Annotated in this window: 13 protein-coding genes; 7 read left to right on the forward strand and 6 right to left on the reverse strand. The window is 71.6% G+C overall.

All coding sequences use genetic code 11. The annotated features are described in order from the left end of the window. Window positions 1-89: 89 nt before the first annotated feature. Window positions 90-968, forward strand: coding sequence for a universal stress protein (locus ACWGLC_RS11465; RefSeq protein WP_452100025.1), 879 nt, complete (start codon window positions 90-92; stop codon window positions 966-968). Window positions 969-1044: 76 nt separating this feature from the next. On the opposite strand, the gene ACWGLC_RS11470 is transcribed toward ACWGLC_RS11465, so the two are convergent. The 3 genes from ACWGLC_RS11470 to ACWGLC_RS11480 form a co-directional block, all read right to left on the reverse strand. Beyond that, complete coding sequence (locus ACWGLC_RS11470) at window positions 1045-2640, reverse strand: hypothetical protein (RefSeq protein WP_452100026.1); 1596 nt, start codon at window positions 2638-2640, stop codon at window positions 1045-1047. Between the two features lie 100 nt (window positions 2641-2740). Then, the gene (locus ACWGLC_RS11475; RefSeq protein WP_452100027.1) at window positions 2741-3538 is read right to left on the reverse strand and encodes a SurA N-terminal domain-containing protein; all 798 of its coding nucleotides are present in this window, start codon (window positions 3536-3538) and stop codon (window positions 2741-2743) included. Between the two features lie 77 nt (window positions 3539-3615). Next, window positions 3616-4725: a baeRF3 domain-containing protein gene (locus tag ACWGLC_RS11480; RefSeq protein ID WP_452100028.1), complete on the reverse strand. Its 1110-nt coding sequence runs from the start codon at window positions 4723-4725 to the stop codon at window positions 3616-3618. Window positions 4726-4844: 119 nt separating this feature from the next. On the opposite strand from ACWGLC_RS11480, the gene ACWGLC_RS11485 reads away from it, so the two are divergent. Further along, complete coding sequence (locus tag ACWGLC_RS11485) at window positions 4845-6530, forward strand: MFS transporter (protein WP_452100029.1); 1686 nt, start codon at window positions 4845-4847, stop codon at window positions 6528-6530. A gap of 281 nt (window positions 6531-6811) precedes the next feature. Here ACWGLC_RS11485 and ACWGLC_RS11490 read toward each other — a convergent pair whose 3' ends face one another. Then, window positions 6812-8899, reverse strand: a complete 2088-nt coding sequence (locus ACWGLC_RS11490) for an oxidoreductase (protein WP_452100030.1) — start codon at window positions 8897-8899, stop codon at window positions 6812-6814. Between the two features lie 136 nt (window positions 8900-9035). On the opposite strand from ACWGLC_RS11490, the gene ACWGLC_RS11495 reads away from it, so the two are divergent. Beyond that, on the forward strand, window positions 9036-9620 hold the full coding sequence (locus ACWGLC_RS11495) for a CAP domain-containing protein (RefSeq protein ID WP_452100031.1): 585 nt from the start codon (window positions 9036-9038) through the stop codon (window positions 9618-9620). Between the two features lie 116 nt (window positions 9621-9736). On the opposite strand, the gene ACWGLC_RS11500 is transcribed toward ACWGLC_RS11495, so the two are convergent. After that, entirely contained in the window at window positions 9737-10267 is a 531-nt protein-coding gene (locus tag ACWGLC_RS11500; RefSeq protein ID WP_452100032.1) for a TetR family transcriptional regulator, read from the reverse strand. Window positions 10268-10374: 107 nt separating this feature from the next. On the opposite strand from ACWGLC_RS11500, the gene bioB reads away from it, so the two are divergent. From bioB to bioD, 4 genes are read left to right on the forward strand one after another with little or no spacing between them, the layout of a single operon-like run. Next, window positions 10375-11586 (forward strand): biotin synthase BioB, encoded by a 1212-nt coding sequence (gene bioB, locus ACWGLC_RS11505; RefSeq protein WP_452100033.1) that lies wholly within the window; start codon window positions 10375-10377, stop codon window positions 11584-11586. A 1-nt stretch (window position 11587) separates the two neighbouring features. Next, window positions 11588-12940, forward strand: a complete 1353-nt coding sequence (locus ACWGLC_RS11510) for an adenosylmethionine--8-amino-7-oxononanoate transaminase (RefSeq protein ID WP_452100034.1) — start codon at window positions 11588-11590, stop codon at window positions 12938-12940. Continuing rightward, window positions 12937-14082 carry an 8-amino-7-oxononanoate synthase gene (locus ACWGLC_RS11515; protein ID WP_452100035.1) on the forward strand — a complete coding sequence of 382 codons (1146 nt, stop codon included), beginning with the start codon at window positions 12937-12939 and terminating at the stop codon, window positions 14080-14082. The genes ACWGLC_RS11510 and ACWGLC_RS11515 overlap by 4 nt, the downstream gene beginning before the upstream one ends. Further along, on the forward strand, window positions 14079-14825 hold the full coding sequence (gene bioD / locus ACWGLC_RS11520) for an ATP-dependent dethiobiotin synthetase BioD (RefSeq protein ID WP_452100036.1): 747 nt from the start codon (window positions 14079-14081) through the stop codon (window positions 14823-14825). Before ACWGLC_RS11515 ends, bioD begins: the two co-directional genes overlap by 4 nt. Window positions 14826-14850: 25 nt before the next feature. Here the strand turns inward: bioD and ACWGLC_RS11525 are convergent, their stop codons facing one another. Then, the gene (locus tag ACWGLC_RS11525; protein WP_452100037.1) at window positions 14851-15486 is read right to left on the reverse strand and encodes a maleylpyruvate isomerase family mycothiol-dependent enzyme; all 636 of its coding nucleotides are present in this window, start codon (window positions 15484-15486) and stop codon (window positions 14851-14853) included. Window positions 15487-15595: the final 109 nt, after the last annotated feature.

A 15595-nucleotide genomic window follows, 5' to 3' on the forward strand; every position in this document is an offset into this window, starting at 1 on the left:
GAGGCCAGCCACCGGTCACCCGACTGACCAACCTCCCTGGACATCACAACTAGGCTGGCCCGCGACCGAAGCCACTGCAGGAGGACGCCATGTCGGAGACCGCTGACAACACAACACCGCAGGCCCCGGCGGGGCCGGTGGTGTGCGGCTACGACGGCTCACGAGACGCCCGGAGGGCCGTCACGTGGGCGGCTGAGTGGGCCCGCAGCCACGATGTGGCGCTGAACGTGATCTCCGCCGACCGGGCGGTCGGACGCGTGGTGGCGTTCGACGAGACGGCCCGCGCGAACGTCGAGGGGGCGATGCGTGACCAGCTCGCCGAGCTCACCGCAGGCGTGCAGGCGTCGTTTCGCGTGATCGCAGACAGTCCCGTGGGCGCGCTCATCGAAGCCGGCCGGGGCGCGTCGGCGATCATCGTGGGCAGCCGCGGGCTCACCGCGCGCGAGGACTTCGCCATGGGCTCCACGTCCGCAGGTGTAGTGGAGCACGCGGCCTGTCCGGTCATCGTGATCACGCCCCGGACGCCGGAGAGTCCCAGCAGCGGACCGGTCGTACTGGCCGCCGACGGCTCGAAGGCCAATGACCCGGCCGCGGCGTTCGCGTTCGCCGAGGCGCAGCGGCGCGGCACGAGCGTGCGGGCCGTGCACTCGGTGGAGGTTCCCAAGCTGCCGGGGGCATCGCTGTTCGACCTCGACACGCTGGCCGAGAGCGTGCTCGCCGAGGACGAGGAGCAGGTCCTGAGCGCCCTGACCCCGCACGAGGCCCGGCACCCGGGGGTCTCGCTCGAGCTGATCCTGGTGGTGGGAGATCCGGCCACCACCATTGCCGACGAGGCCGACGGCGCGTCGCTGCTGGTCACGGGATCGCGCGGTCACGGCGGTTTTGCCGGGCTCCTGCTCGGCTCGGTCAGCCGGCGCCTACTGCAGACCGCGCCCTGTGCTGTCGCGGTGATCCGCCCGGCCGACTGAGCCACCGCGTCACCTCATCATCCGACCGGCCGACTCCCCTGCCGAATGCCGATTGCCCTGCGAAGTCGCTGGGTGGTCAGGCGGGGCCGATGCGGAGCATGCTGGTCAGGGTGGGCTGCCACATCACGCCGGGCGCGTCGCCCCGGGAGGCCAGCGTGCCGGTGAGTTCCATGGGCTCGTCCAGCGGGGCGTGGCCCATGAACGTCCGCATGACCTCCTGGCCGGTCTCGATATCCGTGGAGGTCGCGAACACCGGGCCGAACTTCTGCGCCAGCCCTTGGTCGAGCAGTTCCTGGCCGGGCACCGGACCCGGCAGAGAACCGCGAGCGGCATCCGCCACGGCCGGGCCGTAGGCCATCGCGTGGATCTGGCCGTCACCGGTGGTGAGCTTGGGCAATGAGGCCGTTCGGGACAGTGAGGTCCAGGCGCGCGAGCAGGTCCCGTCCGCGCCCGACCCGTTCACATCCACATCGATGCGGGTCATGCCGCCGGTGTACGGGGCAGATGGCGGCACCGCCGGGCCGTCCACCGCGAACGGCGGGTACTCGAATCCATAGGTGTTGACCAGCACCAATGCGTCGTCGAACGCGATGATCGAGTTCTCCGTGGCCGCGGGCCCGCCGATCAGCACGCCGTCCGCCGCCGCCGTGGACGGGTCGAGCGTCGTGGCGAACGCCGACATCCGGCACACCTCGGATCCGTCTGCTTGACGCAACACGATGAGGTCGGGGCGCTCGGAATCGTCGGTGATCGCGATCAGCCCGTCGTCCGGCCCGAAGTACGTCGGTGTGGTGCCGGACCCGTAGGCCAGCAGGCCCGGCTTGCGGCCAGCCCCCACCTCGTAGCCGTGCCGCCAGCGCACCACCGGCATGCCGTCGGCCTCGGAATCGATCTCGTAGAGCGCCCGGGTGGTGATCACCGACGCGCCACCGGGGCGGACCGTCAGCCCGTTGGTGATCCGCTCGCCCGCGGGGAGTGCGAGGAAACGCAGCCCCGGGTCGTTGTCGTCGTCATATCGGCTTCCGTCCCCACCCTTGAGGCCAGCACCCGCGGGACGCACGGTTCCCACCACGCCGTTCGACGTCGCGAACCACACGCGCCCGTCGAACGCGGGCATGAGGCCGGTGATCGCGTCACCCTCCGGCACGGCCGGCGACAGATCGGCCAGAACCTCAACCGTCATCCGCCACGGCCCCTCGGCGGCGCGTTCGTGCCCGACGGCGAGCAGGCGGCGGTTGCCGTCGGCCACCACCACCCGGTCGCGGTCGTCGAGGTAGCCGTACACCCCGCCCAGCAGCGCGCCCTTGGCCAGCTGCACCTCCGCCAGCACGTCGGCCGTGTCCGGGTGGAAGAGCTTGACCGTCGGCGCCAGCGGAGTGGGCGGGTTCATACCGACGTAGGACGTGCACAGGGCGACCGGCATGCCGTCGGACCCGATGAACACGGTCGAGCAGGTGGCGCCGGTGAGCGACGAGGTGATCGCCGGGTTCACGCCGGGGCCCCGGCCGGGCAGCGTGTCGGTGGACGCGGCGTCACCGTGGACGGTGGCCGTGCCGGCGGGTCCGAGGCCGGGTGGTGACGCCGCCTGCGCTCCGGCCGCCGGCGCGTGGAGTATCGCCACGCTCGTCGCCATCGCCACAGTCGCCGCCAGGGCCCGCCGCACAGTCCGCATGGGCAGATCCCATCACGGCCGGGACCGCGCTGGCTGCGACTTGCTCCACTTCGTGCGGGTGTAACGCGGCGGCGGCACCCCCGCACCCCGACAGCGCCTTCTACAGGTTCACGGTCACGTCCGCGCCCTCGCGCAGCTCGTCGGACATGGTCTGCATCTGCTCGGCCTGCTTCTCGGCTCTGAGCTGCTCTTCGACCTGCGGGCGGACCTGCTCGAGCGGTGGGAGCTGCTGGGCGCCGGCGCCACCCTCGGCGCCGCCCATCATCGACTGCTGCTGCGCCACCTGGTCGTAGGCGGCCTGGACCTCGTCGTCGCTCGGGGAGAACTCGCCGTACTCCTCCGTGATGAGCTTCTCCACCCGCAGCTGCTTCTCGATCTGGTCCATGACTCCGGCACGGTCCATTCCCTGCTCGCCCATCTTGGCCACGAACTCGTCCGTGCTCACCTGGTTGGTATCGGCGAACTCCTGGAGCGAGGCGTCCTTCTCCTCATCCGAGATCTCAATGCCGCGGTCAGCGGCCTCCTGCTCGAGCAGCGCGCTGCCCACGAGCCCCTCGATGGACAGCTGCCTGATCTGCTCCTCGTCGACCGGCTGGCCGGACATCTGGGCCTGCATCGACATCTGCTGGTACTGGCCCTCGAGCACCGAGACGAACTCGGCCTTGGTGATCTCCTCGCCGTTGACCACGGCCACCGGGTCCGGGATGTTGCTGGTGTCCGGGCCCTGGCCCTGCGCTGCGCCGCCGTCGGCACCCTCGCCCTGGTCCTGGGCGGCCTGCTCGGTCGCGGCCTGCGGTTCGGGCTGTGCGGTGTCGCCGTCGCCGGGCGCACTGCAGCCCGCCACGATGAGCACGGACCCCGCCGCGGCCACTGCCAGCCGCCATTTCTGCTTGAGCACACGATCTCCTGACGTTGATGGGTGCATCGGTCCGCCGAGGCTACACATCGGAGTTAGGCGGAGCCTGTGCACGCGCGTCAGAACCGCAGGATCGCGCCCTCCGCCACGTCCTTGGGCAGCGTGTCCACCACGAGCACCGTGCCGGACGTCGCCAGCACCTGGCCGACCGCCGAATCCAGGTCGTCGGGTGCGTGGTCCGCGGTGCAGCGGCGGCGCGTGAGCAGCAGGGTGTCGACCCGGCCGTCGCGGGCCGCGTGCAGGATGTCCGAGCCGCCGCCGGCGAGGGCGCGCCCGGCCCCGATCGCGTCACCGAACCGCTCCGCGTCGGCCTCGGACCGCGCCCGCAGCGCCGGGTGGACGATCGCCCAGGCCCGCTCGTGCAGCTCATCCGGGCGCGAGGCGTCCGGGTTGCCGGCCACCGCCTCGCCGAGCAGGTTCGGGTAGGTCAGGTGTTCGCGCAGCGTCGGCAGGTACTCGGCCACCGCCGCCACCACGACGGGCCGGCGGTCGTTCGGTTCCAGCACCTCCCCGAGCCCCTGCGCGACCTGCCGCAGGAACTTGTCGAGCTGCACGCCACCGACCTCGGCGCCGGTGCCGTGACTGTGCATGACGCCCCCGCCGCCGGCGCCGAAGTGCTGCTGCTGATGCGGGGGCGGGGTGGTCTCGCCGCTGATGTCCTCGATCGAGGCGGGGATGGACCCGAGGTCGATCTCGCGCATGGTGGCGAAGGTCGCCTCGAACAGGCGGACCTTGTTCTGGCTCAGCGCGAGCAGCAGGAAGTCGTCCTGGTGCATCCCCGCGGACACCACCGGCAGCACGGCCAGACGGTCGCTCACGTACGCCACCTCGGGGAAGTCGATGGTCAGCCGGTACGCCCGCCAGAATCCCTCGGCGGCGTACATCGCCAGCCCGTCGGCGAGGTAGCGCCAGAACTCGTGGTCCTCGAGCAGCGCGACCAGCGGGCCGAGGATCTCGGCGGCCGCCTCCTCGCTCGCGCCGTTGGCCTTGAGACCGGCCTCGGCGTCCTTGATCAGGGCCTTGGCGCGGATCGGGTTCTCGCGGACCTCGGCACCCCCGCGGGCGGTGGGCATGTAGATCGACACGGCCGGGCCGGTGACGTTCCCCAGCTCGGCGAGATCGGCCTTGGTGATCGAATCGGCTTCTGCGGTGCGGGTGATATCAGCCATGACCCGACGCTACTGATGTGTCCGGTGGGCCGCGACCGGTTCGCCGGCCGGGCACGTGCGCTCTTCGTCGTCGTCGTTCCCGGGGCCTTTCCGTGACGCGCGCGGCTACCATCGCGGGCGTGACCGATCCGCCTTCGACCCCCGCCGACCGGCACCCGACGGCGCCCGCGGGCCAGCCCGCGGTGAGCTCGGCGCGGATCCTCGTCACGCTCATGGTGCCGCTGTTCATGGCGCTGATCGCGCTGTCGGTGATCAACGTGGCGCTGCCGGTGATCGGTGACTCGCTGCAGGCGGACTCGAGTGGCCTGCAGTGGGTGGTGTCCGGGTACGCGCTGTCGTTCGGGCTGCTGCTCGTGCCGTCGGGGCGGCTCGGCGACGCGACCGGCCGCAAACGGATCTTCCTCGCGGGTATCGCGGTGTTCATCGTGGGCGCGGTGATCGCCGGGTTCGCCCAGAGTATCGAGATGCTCAACGTCGCCCGCCTGGTCCAGGGCGTCGGCTCGGGCATGCTCAACCCGCAGACGTTCGGCCTCATCCAGAAGTACTTCCGCAAGGAGGCGCGGGCGCGGGCATTCGCGACCATGGCCACCACCGTGTCCGTGGCCACCGCGTCGGGGCCGTTGGTCGGCGGGCTGCTCATCCAGGCGCTCGGCGACAACCTGGGTTGGCGCGCGATGTTCCTGGTCAACGTGCCGCTCGGCGTGCTCGCCTTGGTGCTGGGGTACCGGTGGTTGCCGGACGACCGGCGGATCCCGACCCCCACGGGCGAGGACGCCGCGCGCGACGTCGGACTGTCCCGGGCCCGCGCCGGGGCGTCGGCGCGACTGGACGACGACCACGACGGCCGCGGCGACCACGGCCACGAGGACCACGACCACGACCACGACCACGACGACGCGGCTGCACTCGCGGCCGATCGCGCGATCGCCTCGACTGCGGCCCGCGCTCCTGCCACCAGGCCGGCCCGTCAGCGCCTGGACCTGGACCCGGTCGGCATCCTCCTGCTCGGCGTGGCCGTGTTGACGATCATGCTGCCGTTCCTGGGCCGCGAGACCCCGCCCGCGCTCTGGGCCCTCGTGCCCGCCGGACTGGCGCTGCTCGGGGTGTTCGCCTGGTGGGAGCGTCGCTATGAGCGGATCGGTCGGCCCCCGCTCGTCAATCCGGATATCTTCCGCGACGCGGGCTTTCGCAACGGCATGGTGATCGTGTCGATCTACTTCGTGGGCGGCACGAGCCTGTGGATCGTCATGCCGCTCTACCTGCAGTTCCACCTGGGGTATGCGCCTATCGATTCCGCGTTCATCAGCCTGCCGGCCTCGATCTGTGCGGCTGTGTCAGCGCAGGTCGCAGGGCGGTTCGTATTTCGGCTGGGGCGGCGGATGGTGGTCGCCGGATTCACGCTCACCATCTGCGCGCTCGTGGCGTTCATCGTGCTGGCGGGGTTCGTCGAGTCCGGCGCGCTGCACTACCTGGTGTTCATGGTGCCGGCGGCGTTCGTCGGCACTGCGCAGGGCATGACGATCTCGCCCAATCAGACGCTCACGCTGCGCGCCGTGGACCCCGCGTACGGAGGCGTGGCCGGCAGCATAATCTCGCTGGGCCAGCGCATGGGCACGGCGGTGGGCACGGCGATCGTGCCGGGCGTGCTGTTCGGGATCGTCGCGGCGAACGGCGACTGGCTGCTCGCGTTCCGTGCGGCACTCGGGATCATCGCCGCTCTGGCCGCGGGGGCGCTGGCGTTCAGCATCGTCGACCGTCGCCGCGAGGTGCGGGCCGACCGGGAAGGCGCCGGGGCCCCCAGCTGACCCTCCCGCCGCCTGAGCCCCGCCGCTTATCGCCCCCAGGCCCTCCGCCGCGAGGCCCTCCCCCGCGGGTGGCAAGACGCCCTCCGCCCGGGCCCTCCGCCCCGGGTTGCAAGGCGCCCTCCGCCCGGGCCCTCCGCCCCCGGTTGCAAGACATCGCCGCCGATCTGCAAGACATCTGGTGCGATTCAGCGCCCGGAAATCGCCTCATTTGTCTGGCAGCCGGGAGTCGCTGTCTTGCAACCGGGCGGGGATGCGCACGCTTGGCGAACTTAGAGGCATTCCTAGAGGGTCGCGGCGAGTTCGACGCCCTGCTTGATGGCCCGCTTGGCGTCCAACTCGGCGGCCACATCGGCCCCGCCGATCACGTGCACCCGCGGCACAGCCCGGGCGCCGCCCTCGGCACGGGAACCACCCGGCTCACCGGATAGCTCATCGGCGAGATCGCGGACCGACTCCTGTCCGGCACACACCACGACCGAGTCGACACCGACCAGCCGCGGCCGGCTCTCCGAATCGAGGATGTGCAGCCCGTCGTCGTCGATCTTCACGTAGGTCACCCCGGTGTGCTTGTGCACGCCACCGGCGTCGAGTTCGGCGCGATGCACCCACCCGGTGGTCTTGCCCAGCCCGCGGCCGATCTTCGAGGTCTTGCGCTGCAGCAGGTGCACCTCGTGGGCGGGCTCGTCGAGCACCGCGGTCCCCAGGCCGGCGCGTTCGGTTGCCGGGTCGACCACGCCCCAGCGGCGGTTCCATGCCTCGACATCTATGGAGTGGCCGTGCGGCTCGCGCCCGTCGATCGCGATTCCGGGACCGCCGGCGAGTAGGAACTCGGAGACGTCCACCCCGATCCCGCCGGCCCCGATCACGGCCACGCGCCGGCCCGGGGTGCGTTCGCCGGTGAGCAGTTGCGGGTAGGTCATGACCATGGGGTGATCGGCGCCGGGCAGGTCGAGTTCACGTGGGCGGACGCCGGTGGCCACCACGACGTGGTCGAAGTCGGCCAGGTCGGAGGCCTCGGCGCGGCGGGCCAGGTGGACGGGCACCCCCAGCACCTCGAGTCGGCGGCGGAAGTAGTCCAGCGACGCGGCGAACTCCTCCTTGCCGGGCACACGCATGGCGTAGCGGAACTGCCCGCCGAGTTCGTTCTCGGCCTCGAAGACCTCCACCGCGAGCCCGCGCGAAGCGGCGGCCTCGGCGCACGCGAGCCCGGCGGGCCCGGCGCCCACCACGGCCACCCGGCGACGGGCGGGCGCGACGGTCAGGAGAAGCTCCGTCTCGCGGCCGGCGCGCGGGTTGACCAGGCAGGAGGCGCGCTTGTTGGCAAAGGTGTGGTCGAGGCATGCCTGATTGCAGGCGATGCAGATGTTGATCTCGTCGGCCCGCCCCTCGGCCACCTTGGACACGAACGCCGGATCGGCGAGCAGCGGCCGCGCCATGGAGACGAGGTCGGCCTGCCCGGCGGCGAGGATCTGCTCGGCCAGGTCCGGGGTGTTGAGGCGGTTGGAGGCGATCACCGGCACGCCGACGGTCTCCTTGAGCCGGGCGGTGAGGTCGACGAACGCGCCACGCGGGACCGAGGTGACGATGGTCGGGATGCGGGCCTCGTGCCAGCCGATCCCCGTGTTGAACACGTCCACGCCCGCGGCCTCGAGGCGCTGCGCGAGCTCGGCTGTCTCCTCCCAGGCCTGGCCGCCGTCGACGAGGTCGAGCAGGCTGATGCGGTACTGCAGAAGGAAATCGGCGCCCACCTCGTCACGGACGCGGCGCACGATCTCCTCGGGGAAGCGCATACGCGCGCTCGCGGTACCGCCCCACGCGTCGTCGCGATGATTGGTGCGGGCGGCGAGGAACTGGTTGATGAGGTAGCCCTCGGAGCCCATGATCTCGATTCCGTCGTAACCCGCCCGCCTGGCCAGGCGCGCCGCGCGCACCCAGTCATCGATCGTGCGTTCCACCCCGCGCGCCGACAGGCCGCGGGCCCGGAAGGGGCTGATGGGGGACTTTGACGACGACGACGAGCGCACGAACGGCTGGTATCCGTACCTCCCGGCATGCAGGACCTGCAGCAGGATGTGTGAGCCCTCAGCGTGGACGGCGTCGGTGAGCGTGCGGTGCTTGTCGGCCATGCGGCGCGAGGCCATGATCGACCCGGCCGGCAGCAGCCACCCCTCGACGTTCGGCGCGTATCCGCCGGTCACGAGCATCGCAGCGCCGCCGCGGGCACGCTCGACGAAGTAGGCCGTGAGCTCGGGCAGATGCCTGCTACGGTCCTCGAGCCCGGTGTGCATCGACCCCATGACCAGGCGGTTGCGCAGGGTGAGGGGTCCGACGGCGAGGGGGCTGAGAAGGTGCGGATGGCTGGTGCTCATGGCCCCCATTGTGCCGGTCCGCACACTGTAACGAATGTGACTCCTGTGACGAATGATGCGTAAGTGATTCGGCGGCTCTAGAGTCGAGCACCAGTGACCCATCCGGGTCCGGCAGCCGCCCAGGAAAGGACATCACGTGCGTCACCCGATCCGTTCCGCCGTCGTCGCGGGAACCTCCGCCCTCCTTCTCACGATGGGCGCCGGCACCGCCGCAGCGCAGAGTTCGTTCGGGCGGACCGCTCCGCTCTCGGTGGACCTGGCAGGGATCGCCGCGCTGTTCGGGCTCGCGGCCGCCCCGGTCGCGCCGGGAGACCCAGCCCCCGAGGAGCAGGCCGGCCACTTCGCCGCGATACCCGACGAGATCAATCAGAAGGCGTTCGCCGGCACGGTCGTGGCCGGCATCAACGAGGCGCGGACCGCCGTGGGCGCGGACCGGCTGACGACCTCCCCCGCCCTCGAAGCCGGTGCACTCGACCGCGCAGGGGAACTGGCCGCGGGCGATACGGCGACCGGTGACCTCCCCGTGCCGGACGCCGTGTCGACCACAGACCGCACCACTCTCACCGTTCCGGCCCAGGCCACGCCTCCGAATGTTCTCACTGCGCTCCTGGCCGACACCGGCATGCGCGAGCGGATACTCGACGGCGAGTTCACGCAGGTCGGAGCGGGCACGGCGACCGCGGACGACGGTTCCATCCACGTGGTGCTCGACTTCGCTTAGGCCCCAGGAACAACGCCCAGAACCTGAGTGGCCTCACGCGGTACCAGATTCCGTGCGCCGACCCCCGCGGCAGTCCGTCGCCCAACTCGGGACGCCCCTGGCCGCTCGTCCGCGCCTCAGACCCCCGCGAGTAGAGCCTCGAGCCCGGCCCCGAAACGCGGGCCAAAGTCGACGTCCGCCATCTGGGGGTCCGCGCTCCGCAGGTTGTGGTGCGTCTGCTCCTCGAGCCCGAGCCCGATCACGTAGCCGGTCAGCGCGGTGGTGAGCCCGGGCGCCCGGTCGGCCTCGCCGTACCGCGCGCAGGCCGCCTCGACGGCGTCGGCCACCGGGTTCACAGCCCCCGCCGCGAGCCCGAGCGCCACGATCTCCGCGCCGTCGGGCACGCTGGTCACCGCCGTACGCAGCGCCTCGCCGATCGCCCGCAGCTCGGCAGCGGCAGAATCGCCCGCCTCGACCGGCCGCACGGTGGCCAACACGCGCTCGGCGACGCCGGTGAGCAGCGCCTGCTTGGACGGGACGTGCCAATACAGGGCGCTGGGCTGGACGCCGATCCGCGTCGCGAGCGTGCGCATCGACATGCCCGCGAGCCCGGATTCGCGCAGGAGCTCAAGGGCGGTATCGACGACCGACGTCTGGGAAAGGGCCACGATCGCCGATCCTACCGACCGGGCACCCCCGCGCCTGAACGCTGTACAAGACGGGCCCGCCCCGCTACCTTGAACACCGTTCAATGAACGTCGTTCAGGAGGAAATCATGGCCGCCAATATCGAGTCCGCCACCCCGCAGCCCGTCGCCCCACGCTGGCACGAACTCGCCGACCACGTCTTGGCGGGCAACCAGGTCTCCGCCGCCGACGCTCTCGCCGTTCTGCGCGCCCCGGACGCCCAGCTCATGGAGGTCGTCGCCGCCTCCTCCCGCCTGCGCTTCCACCACTTCGGCAACAAGGTCAAGGTCAACTACCTGGTCAACCTCAAGAGCGGCCTGTGCCCGGAGGACTGCTTCTACTGCTCGCAGCGCCTCAACTCCACGGCCGGCATCCTGCGCTACACGTGGCTGAACACCGACGAGGCCGTCACCGCGGCCAAGGCAGGCATCGCGGCAGGCGCCTCGCGCGTCTGCCTGGTCGCGAGCGGAACGGGCCCGAGCAACCGCGAGGTCGGCAAGGTCACCGACATCATCGAGGCCATCAAGTCGGACACGCCTGGCGTCGAGGTCTGCGCATGCCTGGGCGCACTGAAGGACGGCCAGGCCGAGTCGCTGTGCGCGAGCGGCGCGGACGCCTACAACCACAACCTCAACACGGCCGAGAGCCACTACGAGGAGATCTGCACCACGCACACCTACGCCGACCGCGAGCACACCGTCAGCCAGGCCCACGGCGCCGGCCTGTCCGCGTGCTCGGGCTTCATCGCCGGCATGGGCGAGACCCACGAGCAGCTGGTCGAGCTGGCCTTCGACCTGCGCGCGAAGGGTGTCGACTCGATCCCGGTCAACTTCCTGCTGCCCTTCGACGGCACTCCGCTCGAGGGCGTCGACACGCTCAACCCGCGCGACTGCCTGCGCATCCTCGCGATGGTCCGCTTCGTCGCGCCGGACACCGAGATCCGCGTGGCCGCCGGCCGCGAGCGTCACCTCGGCAACCTGCAGGGCATCGCGCTGTACGTGGCCAACTCGCTGTTCCTGGGCGACTACCTCACCTCCGAGGGCCAGCCGGGAGCGGCCGACCTGGAGATGATCGCCGACGCGGGACTCGAGGTCCTGCGCATGGATACCGATGCAGAGGGCGGGCGCGCCGGGCGCCGCGACAGCGACGACGACAACGCCACCACCGCGCCGACGCCCACCGGCCAGGACGCAGCCACGGAGCCGGCGGCCGTCGCGACCGAGTCCGCCGCCGGCCCCAAGCAGAATCCGGTCGCGATCCGCACGCGGGGCGCGGGCACCAGCGAACCCGCGAACGCCTGACATGCCCACGCAGATCGCCACCTCGGGGACCATCTCCGCGGGGTGTGCCACACCCCCGCGGTCGACCGCGGACCCGCAGCCGACCGACGCGCTGCTCGCCGCCGACGCCGAGCACGTCTGGCATCCCTACGGCGGCTTCCCGGCGTCCACGCAGCCGCTGCCCGTGGCTTCGGCCGACGGGGTCCGGTTGCGGCTGGCCGACGGCCGCGAACTCATCGACGGCATGAGCTCGTGGTGGGCGGCCGTCCACGGCTACCGGCACCCGCACCTCGATGCGGCCGCGCACCGGCAGGTCGACACGATGAGCCACGTCATGTTCGGCGGGCTCACGCATGCACCGGCGGTGGAGCTGTCGCAACGGCTCGCGCGGATAGCGCCAGGTGAGCTGAACAAGGTCTTCCTCGCGGACTCGGGCTCGGTGTCGGTGGAGGTCGCGGCCAAGATGGCCATCCAGTACCAGCGATCGCTGGGCCGCCCGGGCCGCACCCGGCTGGCCACCTGGCGCGGCGGCTACCACGGCGACACGCTCAGCCCGATGAGCGTCTGCGACCCCGAGGGCGGCATGCACAGCCTGTGGCGCGGGGTCGTCCGCGAGCAGGTGTTCGCCCCCGCCCCGCCCGCCGACTATCGTCCCGGTTACGTCGCCGAACTCGAGCGCACGATCCGCGACCACGCCGACGAACTGGCCGCGATCATCGTCGAGCCGGTGGTCCAGGGCGCGGGCGGGATGCGCTTCCACCACCCTGACTACCTGCGCGATCTGCGGCGACTGGCCGACGAGACCGGCACCCTGCTCATCTTCGACGAGATCGCCACCGCCTTCGGCCGCACGGGCGAGCTGTTCGCCGCCGACCACGCGGGCGTCGCGCCCGACATCCTGTGCCTGGGCAAGGCCCTGACCGGCGGATACCTCACCCTGGCGGCCACGCTCACCACCGATCACGTGGCCGAGGTGATCAGCGCGGGCGAGGCGGGCGGACTCGCGCACGGCCCGACGTTCATGGGCAATCCGTTGGCGTGCGCGGTCGCGTGTGCCTCGCTCGACCTCATCGAGGCCGGCGAGTGGCGCACGCAGGTGCCGCGGATCGCCGCGCGCCTGCGCGACGGCCTGGCCCCGGCGCTCGACCTCCCGGGTGTGGTGGATGTGCGGGTCCTCGGAGCGATCGGCGTGATCCAGCTGGACCGGCCGGTGGAAATGACAACGACGACAACAGCCATCACCGAGCGAGGCGTGTGGCTGCGCCCCTTCCGGGATCTCATCTACGCGATGCCGCCCTACATCTGTAGCGACGACGAGATCGACACGATCTGTGCCGCAGCCCTCGCCGGGGCGCGGGTAGGAGCAACACGATGACCCACTCCCCCACGCTCGACTGGCTCGATGCCGCCGCAGCGAACCGGCGGGCCCGCCACCTGCACCGGGCCCTGCGCCCGCGAACGGCCGGCGACGGCGTGCTCGATCTGGCCTCCAACGACTATCTCGGCCTGGGCACCCACCCCGAGGTGCTCGAGGGCGCGATCGCCGCGACCCGCCGGTGGGGCGCCGGCGCGACCGGATCTCGACTGGTCACCGGCACGACCACCGACCACAAGGAACTGGAGGACGAGCTCGCCGGCTTCACCGGCCGCCCCTCGGCGCTGGTGTTCTCCTCCGGGTACACGGCCAATCTCGGCGCGGTCGTGGCACTGTCCGGGCGCGGGTCGCTGATCGTCTCCGACGGTGGTTCGCACGCCTCGCTCGTGGACGCGTGCAGGTTGTCGCGGGCGCGCGTCGTCGTCGTCGAACGGGGTGACGTCGCGGCCGTGGAGCGGGCGCTCGCGGGGCGATCCGAGGAGCGGGCGCTGGTCGTCACCGACTCGGTGTACAGCGCCGACGGCGACCTCGCACCACTGACCGCGTTGCACGCGGCGTGCGAGGGATACGGGGCTGTACTGCTCGTCGACGAGGCCCACGGGCTGGGCGTCCGCGGGGCCGGCGGGCGCGGGCTCGTGGACGAGCTCGGGCTGACACGGCACGAGAACGTGGTGGTCACGGCGACGCTGTCCAAGGCGCTCGGGTCGCAGGGCGGGGTGGTGCTGACCTCGGAGCGGGTGCGCGACCACCTCATCGACACCGCGCGCACCTTCATCTTCGACACCGGGCTGGCGCCGGCGAGCGTGGGCGCGGCGCGAGCGGCACTGGCGGTGCTGCGGCGCGAGCCGCAGCGGGCGCACCGCGTGCTCGAGGTTGCCGAACGCCTGGCGGAGGTGACCGGCGCGGACCGGCCCTCGTCGGCGGTGGTCTCGGTGATCCTCGGCGACGCCGAACGCGCCTACGCGGCCTCGCAGCGCTGCGCTGAGCTGGGGCTCCGCGTGGGCTGCTTCCGGCCGCCGTCGGTCCCGGAGGGTACGGCGCGGCTGCGGCTCACCGCCCGCGCCGACCTCTCCAATGCCGACCTGGCCACCGCGTGCGATGTCCTCACCGAGGTACTGGCCGACAGCAGGGTCCCGGCATGACGGCCGTCGACCGTCCGGTGATTGTGACCGGCACCGGGACCGACGTCGGTAAGACCATCGCGACTGCGGCACTGGCGGCGCTGGGACGTTCGGCCGGGCTGGACGTGGGCATCTGCAAGCCGGTCCAGACCGGGCTGGCGCCCGGCGAGCCCGGCGACGCCCACGAGGCGGCGCGGCTGTCCGGCGTGGAGCGGGTACTCGAGGTGCGGAGGCTGCCCGATCCGCTCGCGCCCGAGACCGCCGCCCGAGTGGCCGGGTTGCCGCAGTCCACGCGCGAGGAGTTGCTCGGTCCGATTCGCGACTGGCTCGGCTCACCCGGCACGGGCGACCACGCCACCGGGTCGCCGCCGCGGCGCCTGGACCTGGTCGAGGGCGCGGGTGGGCTGCTCGTGCGCCTCGGGACCGACCTGACGATCCTCGACCTGGCCGCCGCCCTCGACGCCCCGCTCGTCGTGGTGGCGCGGGCCGGTCTGGGCGCGCTGTCGGACACCGAGCTCACCGTCCGCGCGATCGACGCCTCGGGACTGCGATGCGCGGGAGTGGTGGTGGGCTCGTGGCCGTTCGATCCGAATCTGGCCGACCGCTGCAACCTCGAGGACCTGCCGCGTCTGACCGGCGTGCCGGTGCTGGGCCGTGTCCCGTACGGCGCCGGCGGGCTCACTCCCGACGAGTTCGTCCGTCGCGCTCCGGACTGGTTCGAAGGGGGCGAGATTTTCGGCATTCCTGGCGCCTTCGTCGAGTGAGTTCTCGTTTCCGCCAGCTGTGGTGCTACCTGGCGGTGCCATGGCCCAGCCGGTCGGCGAGCAGGGGCATGCCGTCGCCGGTGAGCTGGTCGAGGTGGCTCCGGCGGCCGGCCATCGCCATCACCAGCGCGAGAGTCGGGCCGCTCACCTCGGGCCCGTCGCCAGCACTGAACGGCCCGTCGGTGGCGTGCAGATGCAGCCCGGCGGCAACGGATCTGCTGTTCACAGTGAAGTTCCGGGACACGTAGAACCGCGCGACCTCGGTGACCGCCTCCACATCACCTCGACTCGGCAGTCCTAGTGGATGTCGGATGTCCTCGGAATGCACGATCACCTCGCCCAGGTACGCGGGTAGATCGCCCGTCGGGGCAACAGTCGAGTTGGTCACCGCGCGGAAGCTCTCGAGCGTCTTTCGGGGCGTTGACCCCAGGTGCTCACGCAGTCGGCGGTCGTTGTGCACGGCCGGCCGAAAGCCGGACCCGACGATGCTGCGCATCCACGCCCATTTTCCGATCGATGCGGCCGCGGTGAGGTGGGCGACCACATGCTCGACGTCCCATTCGGCGCACAGGGTCGGCTGACGCCACTGCGCATCATCGAGCCCGGCCAGGTCATCCGCGAGATCCTGACGCGCCTGATGCGTTGCCTTCCAGATATCCATGCCCTGTCCCTGTCGTCGCCGCGACCGCCACTCCGCCGGGCTCGAGTATTCCCGACGTCGGCGGTCGGCCAAGAGAGATCGCGGAAGCCGCGAAGCCACAGGACGCCAC

The sequence above is a fragment of the Dietzia sp. NPDC055877 genome, from assembly GCF_053615975.1.

Bases quoted from the DNA above. Each gene is read 5' to 3' on its own strand.
- ACWGLC_RS11525 (WP_452100037.1), bottom strand. From the start codon at position 15,486: ATGGATATCTGGAAGGCAACGCATCAGGCGCGTCAGGATCTCGCGGAT.
- ACWGLC_RS11510 (WP_452100034.1), top strand. From the start codon at position 11,588: ATGCCCACGCAGATCGCCACCTCGGGGACCATCTCCGCGGGGTGTGCC.
- bioB (WP_452100033.1), top strand. From the start codon at position 10,375: ATGGCCGCCAATATCGAGTCCGCCACCCCGCAGCCCGTCGCCCCACGC.
- ACWGLC_RS11490 (WP_452100030.1), bottom strand. From the start codon at position 8,899: ATGAGCACCAGCCATCCGCACCTTCTCAGCCCCCTCGCCGTCGGACCC.
- ACWGLC_RS11515 (WP_452100035.1), top strand. From the start codon at position 12,937: ATGACCCACTCCCCCACGCTCGACTGGCTCGATGCCGCCGCAGCGAAC.
- ACWGLC_RS11465 (WP_452100025.1), top strand. From the start codon at position 90: ATGTCGGAGACCGCTGACAACACAACACCGCAGGCCCCGGCGGGGCCG.
- ACWGLC_RS11470 (WP_452100026.1), bottom strand. From the start codon at position 2,640: ATGCGGACTGTGCGGCGGGCCCTGGCGGCGACTGTGGCGATGGCGACG.
- bioD (WP_452100036.1), top strand. From the start codon at position 14,079: ATGACGGCCGTCGACCGTCCGGTGATTGTGACCGGCACCGGGACCGAC.
- ACWGLC_RS11480 (WP_452100028.1), bottom strand. From the start codon at position 4,725: ATGGCTGATATCACCCGCACCGCAGAAGCCGATTCGATCACCAAGGCC.